Origin of the sequence: Chitinophaga caeni (genome assembly GCF_002557795.1) — a bacterium.
GTDB classification, from domain to species: Bacteria; Bacteroidota; Bacteroidia; order Chitinophagales; family Chitinophagaceae; genus Chitinophaga; species Chitinophaga caeni.
This window is the reverse complement of the sequence record NZ_CP023777.1, coordinates 2,505,889-2,523,167: the sequence shown is the minus strand read 5'-3', so window position 1 is coordinate 2,523,167 and position 17,279 is coordinate 2,505,889. Positions and strand designations below refer to the sequence as shown.

13 protein-coding genes are annotated in these 17,279 nt (G+C 43.2%); 4 read left to right on the top strand and 9 right to left on the bottom strand.

The genetic code is table 11. The annotated features are described in order from the left end of the window. Positions 1 to 123 precede the first annotated feature (123 nt). Positions 124 to 999 carry an AraC family transcriptional regulator gene (locus tag COR50_RS10795; protein ID WP_098193990.1) on the bottom strand — a complete coding sequence of 292 codons (876 nt, stop codon included), beginning with the start codon at positions 997 to 999 and terminating at the stop codon, positions 124 to 126. Positions 1,000 to 1,529: 530 nt separating this feature from the next. Between COR50_RS10795 and COR50_RS10790 the strand changes: the two genes are divergently transcribed. Continuing rightward, positions 1,530 to 2,552 (top strand): LacI family DNA-binding transcriptional regulator, encoded by a 1,023-nt coding sequence (locus COR50_RS10790; protein WP_098193989.1) that lies wholly within the window; start codon positions 1,530 to 1,532, stop codon positions 2,550 to 2,552. On the opposite strand, the gene COR50_RS10785 is transcribed toward COR50_RS10790, so the two are convergent. Beyond that, positions 2,549 to 3,391 carry an alpha/beta hydrolase gene (locus COR50_RS10785; protein WP_098196189.1) on the bottom strand — a complete coding sequence of 281 codons (843 nt, stop codon included), beginning with the start codon at positions 3,389 to 3,391 and terminating at the stop codon, positions 2,549 to 2,551. The genes COR50_RS10790 and COR50_RS10785 overlap by 4 nt on opposite strands. A 214-nt stretch (positions 3,392 to 3,605) precedes the next feature. On the opposite strand from COR50_RS10785, the gene COR50_RS10780 reads away from it, so the two are divergent. Both COR50_RS10780 and COR50_RS10775 read left to right on the top strand, forming a co-directional pair. Further along, positions 3,606 to 4,481, top strand: coding sequence for an SPFH domain-containing protein (locus COR50_RS10780; protein WP_098193988.1), 876 nt, complete (start codon positions 3,606 to 3,608; stop codon positions 4,479 to 4,481). 22 nt (positions 4,482 to 4,503) lie between these two features. Continuing rightward, positions 4,504 to 4,692, top strand: coding sequence for a hypothetical protein (locus tag COR50_RS10775; RefSeq protein ID WP_098193987.1), 189 nt, complete (start codon positions 4,504 to 4,506; stop codon positions 4,690 to 4,692). Between the two features lie 163 nt (positions 4,693 to 4,855). Here the strand turns inward: COR50_RS10775 and COR50_RS10770 are convergent, their stop codons facing one another. Next, complete coding sequence (locus tag COR50_RS10770) at positions 4,856 to 7,192, bottom strand: M1 family metallopeptidase (protein ID WP_098193986.1); 2,337 nt, start codon at positions 7,190 to 7,192, stop codon at positions 4,856 to 4,858. 51 nt (positions 7,193 to 7,243) lie between these two features. Continuing rightward, the gene (locus tag COR50_RS10765) at positions 7,244 to 7,831 is read right to left on the bottom strand and encodes a HupE/UreJ family protein (RefSeq protein WP_098193985.1); all 588 of its coding nucleotides are present in this window, start codon (positions 7,829 to 7,831) and stop codon (positions 7,244 to 7,246) included. A 70-nt stretch (positions 7,832 to 7,901) separates the two neighbouring features. Here COR50_RS10765 and COR50_RS10760 point away from each other — a divergent pair, with 70 nt between their 5' ends. Continuing rightward, positions 7,902 to 8,390: a DUF6702 family protein gene (locus COR50_RS10760; RefSeq protein ID WP_098193984.1), complete on the top strand. Its 489-nt coding sequence runs from the start codon at positions 7,902 to 7,904 to the stop codon at positions 8,388 to 8,390. Between the two features lie 31 nt (positions 8,391 to 8,421). Here the strand turns inward: COR50_RS10760 and COR50_RS10755 are convergent, their stop codons facing one another. The 5 genes from COR50_RS10755 to COR50_RS10735 are packed head-to-tail and all read right to left on the bottom strand — an operon-like array spanning position 8,422 to position 17,246. After that, positions 8,422 to 9,714, bottom strand: coding sequence for a phenylacetate--CoA ligase family protein (locus COR50_RS10755; protein WP_098193983.1), 1,293 nt, complete (start codon positions 9,712 to 9,714; stop codon positions 8,422 to 8,424). A gap of 27 nt (positions 9,715 to 9,741) precedes the next feature. Then, positions 9,742 to 10,119 (bottom strand): holo-ACP synthase, encoded by a 378-nt coding sequence (gene acpS, locus COR50_RS10750; protein ID WP_098193982.1) that lies wholly within the window; start codon positions 10,117 to 10,119, stop codon positions 9,742 to 9,744. A gap of 6 nt (positions 10,120 to 10,125) precedes the next feature. After that, positions 10,126 to 11,841, bottom strand: a complete 1,716-nt coding sequence (locus COR50_RS10745) for a C45 family autoproteolytic acyltransferase/hydolase (protein WP_232516350.1) — start codon at positions 11,839 to 11,841, stop codon at positions 10,126 to 10,128. A gap of 19 nt (positions 11,842 to 11,860) precedes the next feature. Further along, positions 11,861 to 13,366, bottom strand: a complete 1,506-nt coding sequence (locus COR50_RS10740; protein WP_098193981.1) for a phytoene desaturase family protein — start codon at positions 13,364 to 13,366, stop codon at positions 11,861 to 11,863. Further along, positions 13,359 to 17,246, bottom strand: a complete 3,888-nt coding sequence (locus tag COR50_RS10735; RefSeq protein WP_098193980.1) for a trifunctional MMPL family transporter/lysophospholipid acyltransferase/class I SAM-dependent methyltransferase — start codon at positions 17,244 to 17,246, stop codon at positions 13,359 to 13,361. Before COR50_RS10735 ends, COR50_RS10740 begins: the two co-directional genes overlap by 8 nt. Positions 17,247 to 17,279: the final 33 nt, after the last annotated feature.

The following is a 17,279-nucleotide window of genomic DNA, read 5'->3' as shown; positions in this document are numbered from 1 at the left end:
AATGATTTTTTTTAAAAACTTTTGCTTGGGGCAGGGCTAAAAAAAATCCTGCGGAAAACCGAGTTGTAAGAACACAGTTTCCCGCAGGACAAAAAATTGAGGTATTAACAAGCTGTATACGAATTAATTGATCTGCATACGTAATTCATTCTTGTATTCTTTCGGGGTTTTGCCAACGATCTCTTTAAAGAAACGGTTAAAGTTGGACAGGTTTTTAAACCCGCAAGAGTAAGCGATTTCAGCGATCGACCAATCTTCTTCTGTCAATCGTTTGCAGGCATGACCAATACGCACCTCGTTTAAAAACTGGACGAAAGATTTCTGTGTCCTGTTTTTAAAGAAACGGCAAAAAGATTGCGGTGATAAGTTGGTAATATTAGCAACATCTTGCAAAGAAATTTCGCGGGAGAAGTTATTCATCACGAATTTAAATACCTCGTCGATCTTATGGTTATCCTTCAAGTTAAAGGCATGCGAATAGCCGGTGCTAGCCAGGTAATAGCAATCTTTCGTTTCCGACAAAGTTTTCAGTATCTGCAATAAAGCGATGATTCTTTCCAAACCTTCTTTCTTGGGGAGCGCGAGAATTTCATCTTTCAAACGTTCATGCGTGTCACCGATAATTTTCATACCCCTTTGGGCGCGGTGAAATAATTCGGTCAGGGCTTTTGTTTCATGCAGACCGTAAAATTTATCACCGAAAATATCCTTGGGGAAATAAATTACGACGGATCTAGCCCTCAAGTCTTCGGCAGCCTTGTAATATCTTTCATCGTTATACCAAACATGCGGTATGTTGGGCCCGAGAAACACCATATCTCCAACATCAAAACTTTCTATGCTATCCCCTACAATTCTTTTACCGGAACTTTCGGTAACATATACCAGTTCACATTCCGGGTGGAAGTGAAACGGGGTATTGAAATGCGGGTCGCATCTTTCAATAATAGTAATTTGGTTGTCGGCAAAGGCCCCCACCTTAATGAGAATGGGCTTCATGATTACTTCCCTATGGTTTTAGTCCTATGAATATATCGGCACATGTAAAGATTACATTATTGCCTATTTACGTTGACGTTGCCAAATTATTAAATTTAAGTTAAAAAAATACAAGTTTAAGAACTTTCCTATGTGAATCCTGTAAATAATGCAAACAATTTATAATCAATAATTTAACAATCTCCCGCTGTTATCAAGGGCGCAGTAAACGTATGAATGGTTGATATCCATTACGAAATTGTCAAAATATTTATACAACGCAAACTGTGTACAAAATACACAAAGTATTCGCGCCTTAACAAAATCGATTTAGTAGAGCTAAAAAACAGTGTGGTACTTCATTTTAAGGGAAAATCAGTCCGTTTTTTATAAATAAAATTTAAGTTCGCCATTATAAGAAACCGCCCTTTTTGACTTGTGTTATTTTCGCATTTTTAGAATTACGGGTCAATTATAGGCTAACAAATGATTTTCTTTACAAGAATTTTGTATCTTTCAACGCGCTAAATCGATTAAGCAGTTCGTATTATATGAAAGGAGTATCCATCAAAGATATCGCTAAGCAGGCTGGAGTGTCGCCTACCACAGTATCGTTCGTATTGAATGGTAAAGCCAAAGAAAAACGCATCAGCGAACAGGTTAGTAAGAAAATATTGAAAATAGCCAGCAAGCTGAAGTATAAACCCAACCAGTTGGCACGCGGCCTACGTACCGGGAAAACTAAGACGATCGGTTTAATTGTTGAAGACATTGCCAACCTATTCTTCGCAAATGTAGCTAAAATAGTAGAAGAGGAAGCGGATAAATACGGCTACAAGGTTCTTTACGGCAGTACGGAAGATAACGTGGATAAGGCTAAAGGGCTTATGGAGGTACTGGAGTACCGGCAGGTAGATGGTTATATTATCACCCCTACCGCGCAAATGGAAAAGGAAATTGAAGCCTTGAGACATGCCCGCAAACCGATGGTATTGCTCGATAGATACATCCCTAACGTGCCCACCAATTACGTGATGGTTAATAACTTCCAGGGGGCTTACGATGCGGCCAACCATTTACTCAACAGGGGTTATACCAAGATTGGCCTCGTAACCATCGCTTCGGATCAAATCCAGATGAAAGAAAGGATCGATGGCTTCTCCGCTGCCATGAAAGCGGCCAATGCCGCCTTTCCAAAGAAAATGATCAAGAAAATTTCATTCCATATCTCCAAGGAAGAATCCATCCGGGAAATAAAAAATTTCGTGGAAAGTAACCCGCAAATGGAAGGGATCTTCTTCGCTACCAACTATCTCGGCATTTACGGTTTGGAAGCGCTCAAGGAGATGGGTGTGGCCATCGGCAAAGACTTAGCCTTTATCAGTTTCGATGACCACGACCTGTTCCGGTTATACACGCCCGGCATCACTTGTATCGCGCAACCGATACACGATATTGCCAGGAACGTGATACAGGTATTAATGAATGAATTGAATAACAATAAGAAAGAAGTCAACCAAATCATCCTTCCCGCGCAGTTGGTTGTCCGGGATTCCTGCTTACTAAAATCTTAATTCCGATTCATTACGACCGGGTAGTCCCCGTTGAAAAAGCGGCTGAAGAACAAACATTGGTATTGAACGGAGTTCATCCAATAGATCCAATTATGTTTGCCGGGGCGCTCCGTATAGTCATGGTTGATCTTCATGTCGATCAAGGCTTCATGTAACTTACGGTTCACGTCGATGAAAAAATCATCTACCCCGCAATCTATTATTATCTGGAGGTCGCCATTCTTCAATTTGGGTAATTGTGCCATCACGGTGTATTGGTACCACCGATCGGGATTGGCGCTATAATCTCCCAGTCTTTGAGCGATATCCCATTTCTTCGGGAAAGGCCTGAAATCTACCCCGCCGCTCATGCTCCCGGCTGCACCGAAAGTATCTTTATGCCTGATGCCCAGGTATAAACCGCCATGTCCGCCCATGCTGAGCCCCGTAACGGCACGGTGCGCCCTATCAGCAATGGTCCTGTAATGCTCATCCGTATATTTTACGAGCTCTTCGGCCACGTAGGTTTCATATTTATAACTTGGATCTACGGGGCTATCGAAATACCAGGAACCGAAAGCGCCATCGGGACAAATAATGAGGCATTGATAGGTATCAGCCAAAGCAGGTAATGACTTGACTGTTTTCACCCAGGACGCGAAATTTCCACCGTAACCGTGCAGCAAGTAAATTACTGGATAATTTTTGCTGCTCTCCTTATCATAACTGTCCGGCGTGATTACCACTACCGGGGAATTTTTCTGCATGGCCTTGCTAAACACCTGGATTGTATCCACTTTTGCGGCCCGGCCCTGGAAGCCCCATAAACAGAGGGCTAATAATATTAGCTTGTTTTTCATACCTGGAAAATATAAAATCATCCCGGTAGTTGCTCACCGGCCAACATTTTTTTTACTGTTCAACCCAATCACGGGATACTGCCTGCTTTATCCATTAGTAGCTTATTGTGCTACAGGCTATATAAAGAAGATCAAGCGACTCTTAAAATATTTTAAAATCCAATTATTTTAATTTAAATTTGATATCAAAATGATATTATAAAACTATCAGTATATGGAAAAAATTATCAAACCAGTTTCCGGTTATTTGGCTTTTGTTTTAGCCATTTTATTTGTTGCCGGTTCTATCGGCTGTTTCGTGATGCAAGGTTACCTGGGGGAACCTAACGGCTTCGTCATCATCCTGGGTATTATCTTGTTTATCCTATTCGTTTTTACTGCTAAGGGTATCATGATCGTGAACCCGAATCATTCCCGCGTTTTAACCTTCTTCGGTAAATACGTGGGTACCGTGAAGAAAAACGGGCTGCTGTGGGTCAATCCCTTGTACCGCTCATACAACATCTCGCTCCGCCAAAACAACCTCAACGGGCAAACTTTGAAAGTAAATGACAAGATGGGTAACCCGATAGAAATCGCGGCCGTGATCGTTTGGTATGTTAGCGATACATATAAAGCGGCTTTCGAAGTGGACAACTATGTCCAATACGTAAACGTTCAGAGCGAAGCTGCCGTGCGTCACCTGGCCACCAACTGTCCGTACGACCGCATGGAAGACGAAAGCGCGGAAATTACCCTGCGCGATGGTGGTGAAAAAGTGAATGAGCTGTTGGAATTAGAATTAAATGAAAGGCTTAAACCTGCGGGTATCACGGTAAAGGAAGCCAGGATCAGCCACCTCGCCTATGCCCCGGAAATTGCCGGCGCCATGTTGCAACGCCAGCAAGCAACCGCGATCGTGGCAGCGCGCTCTAAAATTGTAGAAGGCGCTGTGGGCATGGTGGAAATGGCCTTAGAGCAACTTTCAAGAAAACAAATCGTGCATTTGGATGAAGAGAAAAAAGCTGCCATGGTAAGTAACCTGATGGTTGTTTTATGCGGCGAAAAAGCAGCGACACCCATTTTAAATACAGGCTCCTTGTATCAATAGGGCCGTCAAAAGAAAGACGATTATGACTAAGGATAAAAAATCATTTGTGCTCAGGTTAGATGCCGACACGTACAAGGCTATCGAAAAATGGGCGGCAGATGAATTCCGTAGTGTCAACGGGCAGATGGAATGGATTATTGCGAAGGCCTTGAAAGAAACGGGCCGCTTCCCTAAATTGAAAGAGTCGCAGCACGGGGAAAATAAAAGTTGAATGAACTATTACAGGATACGTCTAATGTTTCGTGTACTTTAAAATATGTATGCCTCCCCATTTTGACTTCTATTGTATATTATAGCATACATAATCATATATACTTATTAAAAAACGGGCAGGATTTACTCCTGCCCGTTTCCTATAAATAAAGTCCGGTAAACTATTTCGAAGCCCGTGCTTTCTGCATCGGGTTACCGCCTGTAGAGGCGCCCCTGGCGGCCCTATTCATCTTGAACAACTCGAACCTTGAAGGTTCCGCATGGCGCGGCCAAGCATTGTTCGCTTCATCAATATCAGCGGTTTCACGGTAAGGGTCGAGCTGCACAGCTACCACCTCCTTATCTTTCGCAAACACTTTCGTTACTTTCTGTTCGTTCTTTCTCCAGATATATGCAGAGATGCGTTCTACTTCCTTGGTACCATCTGCATAAGTCCATTCAATGATGATCGGCATCACCAAACCACCTACGTTACTGAACGATAATTCGTAGAAGTTAACCTTACCCTCGTACAACTTACGCTCTTCGGGAGTTAAGGTAGATAACATCTTGTTATAGGCTTCCTTATCTGATGGACTTACGGCGTAGCGATCCCATTTATTATAGAAATCCAATAAGCTGGTATCCTGTTCAACAGCGAATTTAATACCGGCAGCCCTGTTGCGGGTTTTGCTGATATGTTCCGCATCTTTTTCTGCCGCGGCCTTGTCAAATTTATTTTCTACCTCAGGGTTCTTCGAATCTACACGGAACCATTTAACATCATCTAAAGAAATATCTACAGGGTCAGTACCATAGAACCAACCGCGCCAGAACCAATCTAAATCTACCGCAGAGGCATCTTCCATTGTCCTGAACAAATCTTCAGGCGTTGGATGCTTGAATGCCCAGCGACGTGCATATTCTTTGAATGCGAAATCGAACAGCTCGCGTCCCATTACGGTTTCACGTAAGATATTCAATGCGGTAGCCGGTTTCGCGTAAGCATTGGGACCGAAGTTTACGATGTTCTCAGAATTGGTCATGATCGGTTCCAACTGATCTTTCGGCAACTTCATGTAATCCACAATTTTGTCGGCCGGACCACGGCGGGAAGGATAATTATTATCCCATTCTTGTTCCGCTAAAAATTGGCAGAAAGTATTCAAGCCTTCATCCATCCAAGTCCATTGCCTTTCATCGCTGTTCACGATCATCGGGAAGAAGTTATGCCCAACTTCATGGATGATTACCCCGATCATACCGTATTTGGTACTTTCACTGTAAGTACCGTCTTTTTCAGCACGGCCATAGTTGAAACAGATCATCGGGTATTCCATCCCGTTGGCTGCTTCCACCGAGATGGCAGAAGGATATGGGTAAGCGATGGTATGCTTGCTATAAACTTTCAAGGTATGCGCTACCACCTTGGTAGAATATTTTCTATATAATGGATAAGCTTCCTGGCCATAATAACTCATTGCCATTACTTTCTTACCCTCGATATTGGTAGCCATAGCGTCCCAAACCAAACGGCGGGAAGATACCCAGGCGAAGTCACGAACATTTTCTGCTTTATAGACCCAGGTTTTCTTGGCAGATGCTTTCCCTTTCATCGCGCTTTTCGCTTCATCTAAAGTCACCACTTCAATAGGTTCTTTCGCTGATTGCGCTTGTTGCCAACGTTGGTATTGCGCAGGGCTCAACACTTCTTTATAGTTTTGGCAAAGGCCGGTACCGCCTACAACATGATCTGCCGGCACGGTCATCTTCACGTTAAAATTCCCAAAGGTCAACGCGAACTCCCCGCGACCCGTGAATTGCTTGTTTTGCCAACCTTGGAAGTCAGAATATACTGCCATCCTCGGATACCATTGGGTGATGGTATATAAATAGTTGCCATCTTCCGGGAAATACTCATACCCCCCGCGGCCACCAACAGTCATGCGATCGCTGATATTATACCACCAATCTACTTTAAAGCGGATTTTCTCCCCGGGCATCAAAGCCTTCGGCAAGTCGATACGCATCATGGTTTGGTTGATGGTGTAAGGGAGTTCTTTACCATTGCCGGCATCCGCTACCTTCACGATGTTGACACCCAGCTCATCGTGCTTTGTCAGCAAATTCGATAAGCTACGCATATTCATCCTATCAGACATGGAGCTGCCGTCAAAACTATTGTTATCACTTTTCGGGTTATGCTCGTTTTCATCAAGCTGCAACCAGAGATATGTTAAAGGATCGGGGGAATTGTTATAATAAGTAACGGTTTCTGAACCCGTTAATTTTTGATTGGCATCATCCAACTCCACGTTGATGTCATAATCTGCCCTTTGTTGCCAGTACTTCGGTCCCGGGGCGCCGGAAGCCGAGCGATACATGTTCGGGTCATGCATCATCGTTCCCAGTTGCTCAAACTTATTCCCATGGTTTGAGCCGGGGTTATTGTCATGTTGTGCTTTTGCCAGCAGGGCTAGGAATAAAACCGCCGCCGTGCAAAAAATTTGCTTCATCATAAGCGAAAATTAGTGTGATTTAGACCTTGATCGTATATAAAATAGTAAATGTTAAGCTGATAATCCCGGTATTCTTTCACAAGCCATCACCACGGCAATGCCGAAAATGGCGGCAGAAAGAAAGATAACCCAATCCCGCTGTTTCACCCTGGAAACGCCCATCACGACCGCGGCGATCAACAAGATGGCCAGCACGATTAATATTTGACCGAATTCCAAACCCAGGTTAAAGGCAAAAAGCGGCATCGTGATATCTTCCTGGGTGCCCAGCAAACTTTTCAGGTAGTTAGAAAAGCCTAAACCGTGAATCAGTCCGAAAAATAAGGCAAAAAAATAGTTTAATTGTACCTTTTGTACCGGCTTGCCGGCCTTGAGCAGGTTTGTAAACGCGGTCACCACGATTGTTACGGGAATCAGGAACTCGATGATATCCGTTGGAACTTTCACGATATTTAACACGCTCAGCGCCAAGGTAATAGAATGGCCGATTGTAAATGCCGTTACCAAGATCAGCACTTTCTTCCACTCGTTCAGGGTATATAATGCACACAAGGCCATTACGAATAATATATGATCGTAACCACTAATATCTGCAATATGTTTCCAACCTAGGTCAAAATATAACCCGAACTCACTCATGGCATAGAATTTTTGATAATTTTGGTAAGTTTAGCGACACGAATTTATAAAAACAATAACATTTTTTTTGATGGGTGTATTAATATGTAAATGGTTTTTGCCTATTTGGATGATGGCTTACCACCCTTTCTATGTCAGCGTTACGGAGATTAAGCACAATAAAACGAACCAATCCCTGGAGATTAGTTGCCGTATATTCTACGATGATCTTGAGAATGCGGTAAAACAGGAATCCCATACCAATTTTGACATCATGAAACCCAAAAACCGGGTCGAGGTAGATTCGCTTTTGTCAAAATATGTAAAATCACATTTTCGTGTGATGGCAGATCAGAAGGGTGTGGATTTAAAATACCTGGGCTATCAAATCGAGGAAGATGCCGCCTGGATATTTTTTGAAGGAAAACCTGTTCCGGCCGTTCACAACTTGCAAGTCCATAATGATATTTTATATGCCCAGCATAAAGAACAGATCCATATGCTACACGTGATCGTGGATGGCAAACGCAAGAGCACTAAAATAGAGAATCCCGATGCGGAAGCCAGTTTACAGTTTTAGGAATAGCTAATATTCCACTGCTAGCTGCTAGCTACTTCCTATTATCAAAAAACTTGATCGGCTTACGGCTGGTTTCCTGGAACTGCATTTTCATGATTTCTTGCAAGCCGACATATTGAACTTGCGGAATTACCCGCAGGTTTGCTTGCAGGTATGATTTGATTTTCCTGTCAATTTCTTCAGAAATAGCAACAGGATAAAGGTGCAAACGGATTTCATCTGTCCCGATCTCGTTGCTATATACTTCCACTACGTATTCCTTCACCAACTCCATCCCGGCCAACAAATCAAATAAAGCAGGCGGGTATAAAGTGGTTCCCTTATACTTGATCATTTGTTTTTGACGGCCTATCACGGGACTTAAGCGGATCGTTTTGCGGCCGCAGGAACAAGGCTGATCGAAGTATTGGCAAATATCGCCCGTTTTGTATCTCAATAACGGCATGCCTTCAACACCTAATGTAGTAATGGTAACCTCCCCCGGCGTTCCGGCGGGAACAGGCTGATTATTTTCATCTAAAAGTTCAACATACAATAATTCCGGGTGATGATGCCCGCCCATACCAGCATTACATTCCGTGAAGGCGGTTTGCATCTCGGTTGAAGCATAGGTGGAGTATAATTGTATGTTCCAATCGGCCGTAATTTTTTCACCGAGCGTATTATAGGTGAAATCTTGGTTGCGGATATTTTCACCGATACAAACGGCTTTTTTTACAGAAGTTGCATTGATATCGATGCCATGCTCCTTTGCATAAGCAATCAATTTGAGTATGAACGAGGGAACGGCGACGATCGTAGAAGGCCGGATCCTTAAAATATTCTCCCATTGCAGCGACGGCACACCGGGTCCTACCCGCAAAACGCCGGCACCCAACTTGCGGATACCGCTGTAATAAGCCATCCCGGCCATAAATTGCCGATCCAGTGTAAGCATTAATTGATATACATCATCTTCCGTTCCGCCAGCGCAACAAAAGGATATATACTCGTTGTAAGATAGTCGCTCCAAGTCATTTTCCGTGAGCGCTATGATCACCGGTCTGCCTAATGTGCCGCTGGTAGTTGTATATTCTGCCACCTGTGCCCTATCTACACATAAGAAATCCCAATTCCTTTCTTGCAGCATATCCTTATTTACCGGTGGTATAAAGCGAATATCTTCTATAGATTTTATTTGGTTGACATCCACTTTATGTTCCTCGAACCACTCCTTGTAAAAGGGTGAAAAATGGCGAAGATAGCCCAACAATCTTTGCAAAGCCAAGGATTGATGTTGTGCTATGGTGCTGGCAGACTGTAATTCTATATCCGGAATAAACATGATGCTATATAAATTTCAGATATTCCTTTACCCTTCTAAAACGACCATCGCCATGGCCATTTCTTTTACATGGGATAATGAAATAAAAATCTTTCTTAATTTTCTTACACCGGGCTGATCCAGGGCTTCGCCTAACAAGTTTATGATAGGTGCGCCATGTTCTCCCGGTAAAATTTCGATTTGATGAAAATGTATACCGCTACCACCGTAGCCGGTACTCAACGCTTTCAGGAACGCTTCTTTTCCGGCAAACCTGGCAGCGTAACTCTCGTAAGGATTGGCCTGTTTCTCACAATACTCGATCTCGGCAGGGGAGAATACTAATTCCCGGAACCCCTGGTTCTTCCCGATCTTGGAGGCCACCCTGGCTACTTCGATCAAATCCGTTCCGATACCGATGATCATGTTTTTTTATTTTAATGATTTTTCATCGCAAGCATCGATCTGCTTCCTGATATACACTTCTTCTGCCTTGGTGGCAATTACCCGCATCAATGCTTGTTGATAATAATCTTTTGCTATCCGGTAGTTTTCATCCTTAAATGCCTGGTCGCCTGCTAATACGAAAGCATGGTAAAACATCGGGTTGGAAGCCACGATTTGGGCAGGATCCACTTTTTTATGATCTGCTACTTCGGCCTTCAATTTTCTATAAGTTAAGAAGTTCCGGAATGTGTCTGTACGCATGAAAGTATCTGCCGGGATGATGAGTGCGCTATCGCAGATCTCGTGATCCGTTTGCAAGCCTTTCATCTCGAAGATCTTGTTCATATCATACGCTACATACTCCCCTTCCTGCCATGGTGCAGTAGATATCCAGAATTTTCTTTCTTTCGGTTTGAATACGATACTGTGATGCGCTATAAATTGATTGATCGCTTTCTCGTTGCCGATCCCGATGTTTTTATCATGTAACCCGCGGTGATCCCGTAATATGTTAACCGTATTTTGCACCGTATTAGGACCATTCCGCTCCATCAGCTCCCTTAATCTTTCGTAGCGGTACATACTGGCGCTTTCTGCCATTTGTTTTTCATTTGAAACTGTACCTTTCAACTGGTCGCTTTGAAAATGGTTGGTACAGGTAACGAAATGTTGACCGGGTGTATACATCCCCAGGGAATCCGGCGTTTTCTCAATGATGGCAGCCCTGTTATCTGCTGCCGAACCGACCAAGAAAGACTCGGAAACAAACATTTTCCTTTTAGCCGCGATAGCATAGGCTTCCTTGATATTCCCCGCATACTGTAAAATTTCCCTGGCAACTAATGATACAGGCGTGGCAGCGCCGGTCGGGTATTCACTTTTTGCTGCATTGATGGTCACTGTCAACCCCTGGTCGTTCATCCCGGAAACAACCCCGGTAAACCCTGCCCAGGTAATCATCATGAACTTATGACCTTCGCTGGGTTTGTAAAATGCAACGATTTTCTCTTCCGCGAATTTATCCCCTACATAGAAATCGAAATTACGGCCTATGATCAGCGAGCTATCTGCCGATTGTTCGTCCCAGGTAGCGAAAGAAGTACAACCTACCAGCGCAACCGACTGTAGGGCATGACCGATATCATGCGCCGCATGGTAGTTCATGATTCGCTCGTAATTAGTGCCGATATATCCATAATTAGGAGATCCGGCGAAAGAGACACCGTAGATTTCCTTTTTATATTCATCGATTACGTATTCGTCTAAATTCCTATTGAAGAAACCGATCAGGTAGCGTAAGAACTTCAAATAAGTAGTGCTGGGAATCATTTTTCGTATTTGCTCCGTGAAATGATCTTCCTGTCTTTTTACCAGTTCATCCGCTAACTTCCCGTAAATCACGCCGCGTTCGAAAGGCTTCCCTTCAACATATAGTTCGTACAAACCACTTTTCGATTTTCGGAACCAGTTATTCCCGATCGTGTATGCTGATTGATCCAGGGCTTTCCGCTGCAATTGTAAGGCCGACTTATCGGCCACTTGCGGGGGATCGAGTTTCCCCACCATTACTATATAACCGATCAGTCCCGCGAAAATTAACACGAGAAATAATAAAAAATACAGGAATCCTTTCAAGATCCGCTTCCCGGTACTTTTCTTCTTCTTACTACCTGTTTGCACCCTGGCGCTGGTATACATCATTTCAAAATCTCTTTAATCGCTATGCATTCCTGATTTCATCTACTAAAAATGGTAGCCCCAGGAACTCTGCACTTGTTAATACAGCAGTCATGCTAACCCCTAAAATCCCATGCAAATTCAAGTTCTGCCCCGTAAGGAATAGGTTCTTGATTTTCGTTTTGGGCGCTATAAAGGTACGCATTGGATCGTTGCAATCCTTCACCACCCCGTACATGGAACCATCGGAAGTGCCGATATAATCCCTGAAGGACAAGGGTGTAGCGGTATAATAATTATGTATTTTACTTTTAAATCCCGGGAAACGCTCTTCTACACGGTCCAGCAATAGCCTCGTTTTCTCTTCTTTAAATGCCTCGTAACCGGCTCCCCGGGCTGTAGGATAATCTTCCGTATTATAACTTTCCTGCCATGGCGCCACATCTTCATATTTCATGTACGTCATCAGGGAAATACTTTCCGCGAAGCCCGTGCTCCCGGCCTCATTAACGAACATAGCATAAGTTAACGGCCAGTTATCTTCATTATAATTCAAGCCCGACCAGGCATCGCCGGAATGATGATAATAATAATTATGGTTAAAATACCGGAATGTTCCGGGTTTCATCACGATATTGACAATAAATCCCGCGATAGAATTTTCGAGGTTCTCGATCCTGTTTTTATACGCCGGGCGCACATCATCACCATCCAATAAGCGGATGGTCATGCAAGGATGGATGTTAGAAATGTAATGTGTTCCGCTGAGGCTACTTCCATCTTTCAACAATACTTCTTGCACTTGCTGCTGATGCACCCTTATCTTGGTAACTTCCGCACGGTTTTTTACAGCTCCGCCTGCATCTACAATCTTCCTTGCCAACCATTTAGCGATCTGGCTACCACCATTTTTACATTTCCAAGAACTTTCTATATAGCTATTTTGTACGAGGGCATGTACATAAAAAGGGGTCTTTTTCGGTTGGCCAACATACAGCATGTTATTTCCTGCCAATACATGCTTTAATTTGTTATTCGTGGTAATACTATTCAGAAACTCCCATGTATCAAGACCCAATACCGCATCTTTTTCGGTCTTTTCACCGTTCCTCAGGTTATAGAGCGGGAATCTCGCGCAAACATCCTGCAACTTTTCCAAGTATCGATCAATAGCTATTGCTTCGTTAGGAAAATCCTTTAACAATTCTTCTTTGAAGTTATCATACCCTTGTGCCAAACGGTATTCCTTCGGATCCCCGGCAAAAATGATCTTATCGAAACAGCGTTGATCCAATTGTTCTAATTCGAGGTATTCTAATATTCCCAGGTATTTGAATAATTGATACAGGGTTTGCCCCTGCGCCAAACCGCCGATATAATGCACACCGGAATCGAACAGCACCTTATCCCTCGCGAATGTTTGCAAGCAACCGCCGATCTGCCTGTTTTTCTCCAAAACACATACCCTGTATCCATGCTTACCCAGGATGGCCCCGCAAAGAAGTCCGCCCAGACCGCTTCCTAATATGACTACATCGTATTTATGCATGATGTTTTATGGATGAATGTTTAATGATAAAAACGATATTCGAGGTAATTTTTGATTGCTGTGCTATTTCGAAAGTGGCCCCTGCCTTTTGCAACATATCCGAGAGTTCTTTCGAGGTAACGAAATTAAGCCCGTGCGGCATCGATTTATTAAAGCCGAGAATCTTCGTAGAAAACAGTTCCGTCAACCTAGTCCTATTATGCATTTTTTCTTTCGAAGCGTCCCCGTCACGCAGGATGATAATGCCGCCGGGTAATAAATGTTCCAAGCATTTATTCAATAGTATTTCCTGTTGTTCGTTGTTCAAATAATGAAATACATCGCTCAAAATGAAACAATCTTGCTTTTCAAATGAAAGATCCATAATATCTGCATGGATAAAATTGATATGCTCATTTTTGAGGTAGGCATGATTGGCGGTGGCAATTTTATCTTCATCATAATCTACCCCCGTAATAATCCTACCGGGACTTACCCAATGCAACATATAAGCCATAAAACCATAGCCACAGCCGATATCCATAATCTTACCGGAACGCGGCACCAATTGGTTAAATAAACTATAATTATCTTCCAACTTGGTCTTTACCCGCATATACCACTCCAGTATAGGACCTTTATAAATATAATTATAGATTAGCTGTTCCCTAAAATACTTCGGCGCCTCCATCTGCAAAGCTAAATCCTTGTAAGCCTGTTTAAAATACTTACTGATAGATTTGGTTCTCGCGCTGTACGTTTCTCCCCAGGTTTTATCATCCGGGTGAATACGCGGCAAGTATTGCTCGGTTACATATCCATCCTTTAAAAGAAAATCGTTCTTACTCATCGTGTACGCGGTACCGTGAATCACTACCGGCAAAATGTCGACCTGCAATTGCTCGGCCAGGTAAAATGCCCCTTTATGAAAACGACCGATGCTGGTACTTTCAGAGCGGGTACCTTCAGGATAAATTACCACGGAGTAACCCGCATCAATTTTCTGTTTCAACAGGTCAATCGCACCTTCTACCCCGTCGGCAACAGGGTAATATTCTGCCATCTGCACCACTTTCCCGAAAACGGGCGAATTCCAAACCCACTGGTTGGTTAACAAAATAATTTTAGGTGATAAACCTGTTGATATCAAAATATCCAGGAAAGATTGGTGGTTACTGATGATGATCGCCGGTTTCTTAAAATCTTCCCCTGGCTCGTTGATAACCTTCTTTTTAACATTCGTCATGATATGCAAAGTCGACCAAGTTAACCTCGACAGCCAAAGATGGTAATAATAGCGGCTCTTCTCCCCTTTCCAGGGATTCCACTTCAACAATATCCAGCCCAACAAAGTCATGAACATGCTACCTACCGCGAAATAACTGAGCGAGAAAACCGATTTTGCATAACTGCTCAACTTCCAAGGCGCTTTCCCTTTCTTTACCCTGTTCGTGATCAGCCAGTTAAAAAATAGAGGTATCAGTACCTGCGATGTAATTACTACGCAACCGATACCTATAATGGCAATTAACGCGATCGATCGCAAAGAAGGATGTTGCGCGAATATCAATACGCCCAATCCCAGGATGGTGGTGATCGCAGAAAGGAAAATCGATGATTTGAAAGATGAAACATGTTTACCACCGGTTTTATACTCCTGCAATAAACCATCCATCGTAAAGATGCTGTAATCATCTCCCAAACCGAAAATGAAGGTGGAAAGAATAATATTGACGATGTTGAACTTGATCCCGAACAATCCCATTATACCCAGTATCCACACCCAGCTAATGACCATCGGGATAAAAGTAATTAATGCCAATTCGATACGACCGTAAGACAATAGCAAGGCGATGAAAACCAGCAAGGAAGTCATCCAGGCAATACTGTTAAATTCATCCCTCACCACTTCTGCCAAGCGGTTGGCCGTATATTGTTTGTCGAAAATAATATTCTGCGGATCGCCATCTAAAACTTCGTAAACTTTATCCTTTTGATCTGGAGCTACTTTTAATATCGTTACCAAGGTGGTTTGTCCATCCTTTTCATTTACAAAATCTGATAAAAACCCGCCGGAGAGCAATGGTGAATTCGCTGCTTCGACCTGCTGAAAATCCTTGTTCAGCCAACGCTCAAATTGTTGAAATGCGGTTGGCTTGAAGCCGAACACCTGCCCTTGCGAAGTAACATTCTTGATAAGGCTATCCCGTTTGGATGCCGTCCAATAAGCATTCCAACGATTTAACCTTTCAGCTTGTTTTTCTGATGATAACAATAGATTGCCCACGCCGGAAACCTGGAAAATAGCGCTATCTTTTTGAAGTTGCCCGATCTTCGGCAAGATGGATTCCCTGTTGGCCAGGGCTTCATCTAAATTCTTTCCTTTAGAGATGATATAAACCGACTGCGCGGTAAATGAATTGATTTCATTGAGTAATTTCTCGGATGCTATCAAATGCTTCGGCATGTAGTTCATGCGCATCATATTGTCTTCAAACTGCACTTTTCCCGCCGTAAAACAAAAAATGATGGTTAACACGAAAATGCCGCCTACTAGCCACTTATTCTTCTCCGGCTTGTAGGATGCCCATCGATCCAGCCAATTATCTTTATGCGTTTTATTATTCACGGATGCACCAGTTTGGCGATGCCTAGCCGGAACAATGAAGTGCGGTAATATGACCAGTGAAAATAAGGCTGCCCCGATCAAGCTAAATGCGGCAAACAAACCGATATCTTTCAACATCGGGCTTTTCACGAATTGCAGGCATAGGAAACCTCCTACCGTCGTGAAGCTGCCCACCGTCATCGGGGTTGCCAAATCCCGGATCACTTTCCTGGCATCGGGTAAATGGCGGTAATGATTAAATACATGCAGGGAATAATTGACCGCAATACCCAACACAACGCACCCGGCTCCTAAAGCAATGACAGATAAAGTTCCCTGGATGAAATAAATCATCGCCAAAGCGAATCCGCCGCCAAACAAAACGGGCAACATCACTAATACCGGGGCGCGTTTTTTCCTGAAAAACAGGGCAATTAAAACCACCAGTAATAATATCGTGATGCCTTGAGTTAGGATCGTATCTTTCTGCAATTGCAACGCATTTCCAACCGAAACTGCCGTAGCGCCGAAATAGCGTAATACTACCGAAGGATGTAGCGCCTGCAAGGTAGCTACCTGTTCATCGAGCCGTTCTAAAAACAGTTTGTTCTTCCCGGTTTGATTGGGTGCATATTTCGGTGTAATGAATAATAGTAAATGCTGATGATCCTTGGTAACGATATAATTATTATATAATTCGAAATGATCATCATATTGCAATTCCCTTAATTTCTTGATCCCGATCCAAGATAGCCCCACCGGATCTACCTGGATGATTTTCTTAACCATCATTCCCGCCGGGGAAATTAAAAGGTTGAAATCATTCTCCAGGGATGTATGAACTGTTGCCGGGCTAATCAAGGTATCCATCTTGGCATAATCTGCGCTGTCCAGGTAAACCGGTAAATCATCCTGAATTGCTTGCATGATTTCCAGCATCGAAGCATCATCCGATTGCGCTTGGATTTTCGTGATATAAGGCGCCAGTGCGCTATCTTGCGTTGCGGCAACAAAAGCATCGGCAAAGACCGTTAAAGAATCCGCGTTGGCAATACTACTATCTCCCTTCGCGGAGATCATGATCGCCAATTTATCGGCAAACTTTGTATTCTGTAAAAATTGTTGCAGGTGTTCGATCTTCCGGTCCCTGGGTAAAATCTTTGTTATGTCCTCTTCCAACTTCAACCTTGTCGCGAAAAAAGCTACGAACGCGAACAGTCCTACCGTGAACAACCACAGCAACCATTTGCGAGCCGCAAAGAAATTATATATCGCGATAAAAATATTACCCATACAATTGATCCTCCGGACTAAATTCTAATATGA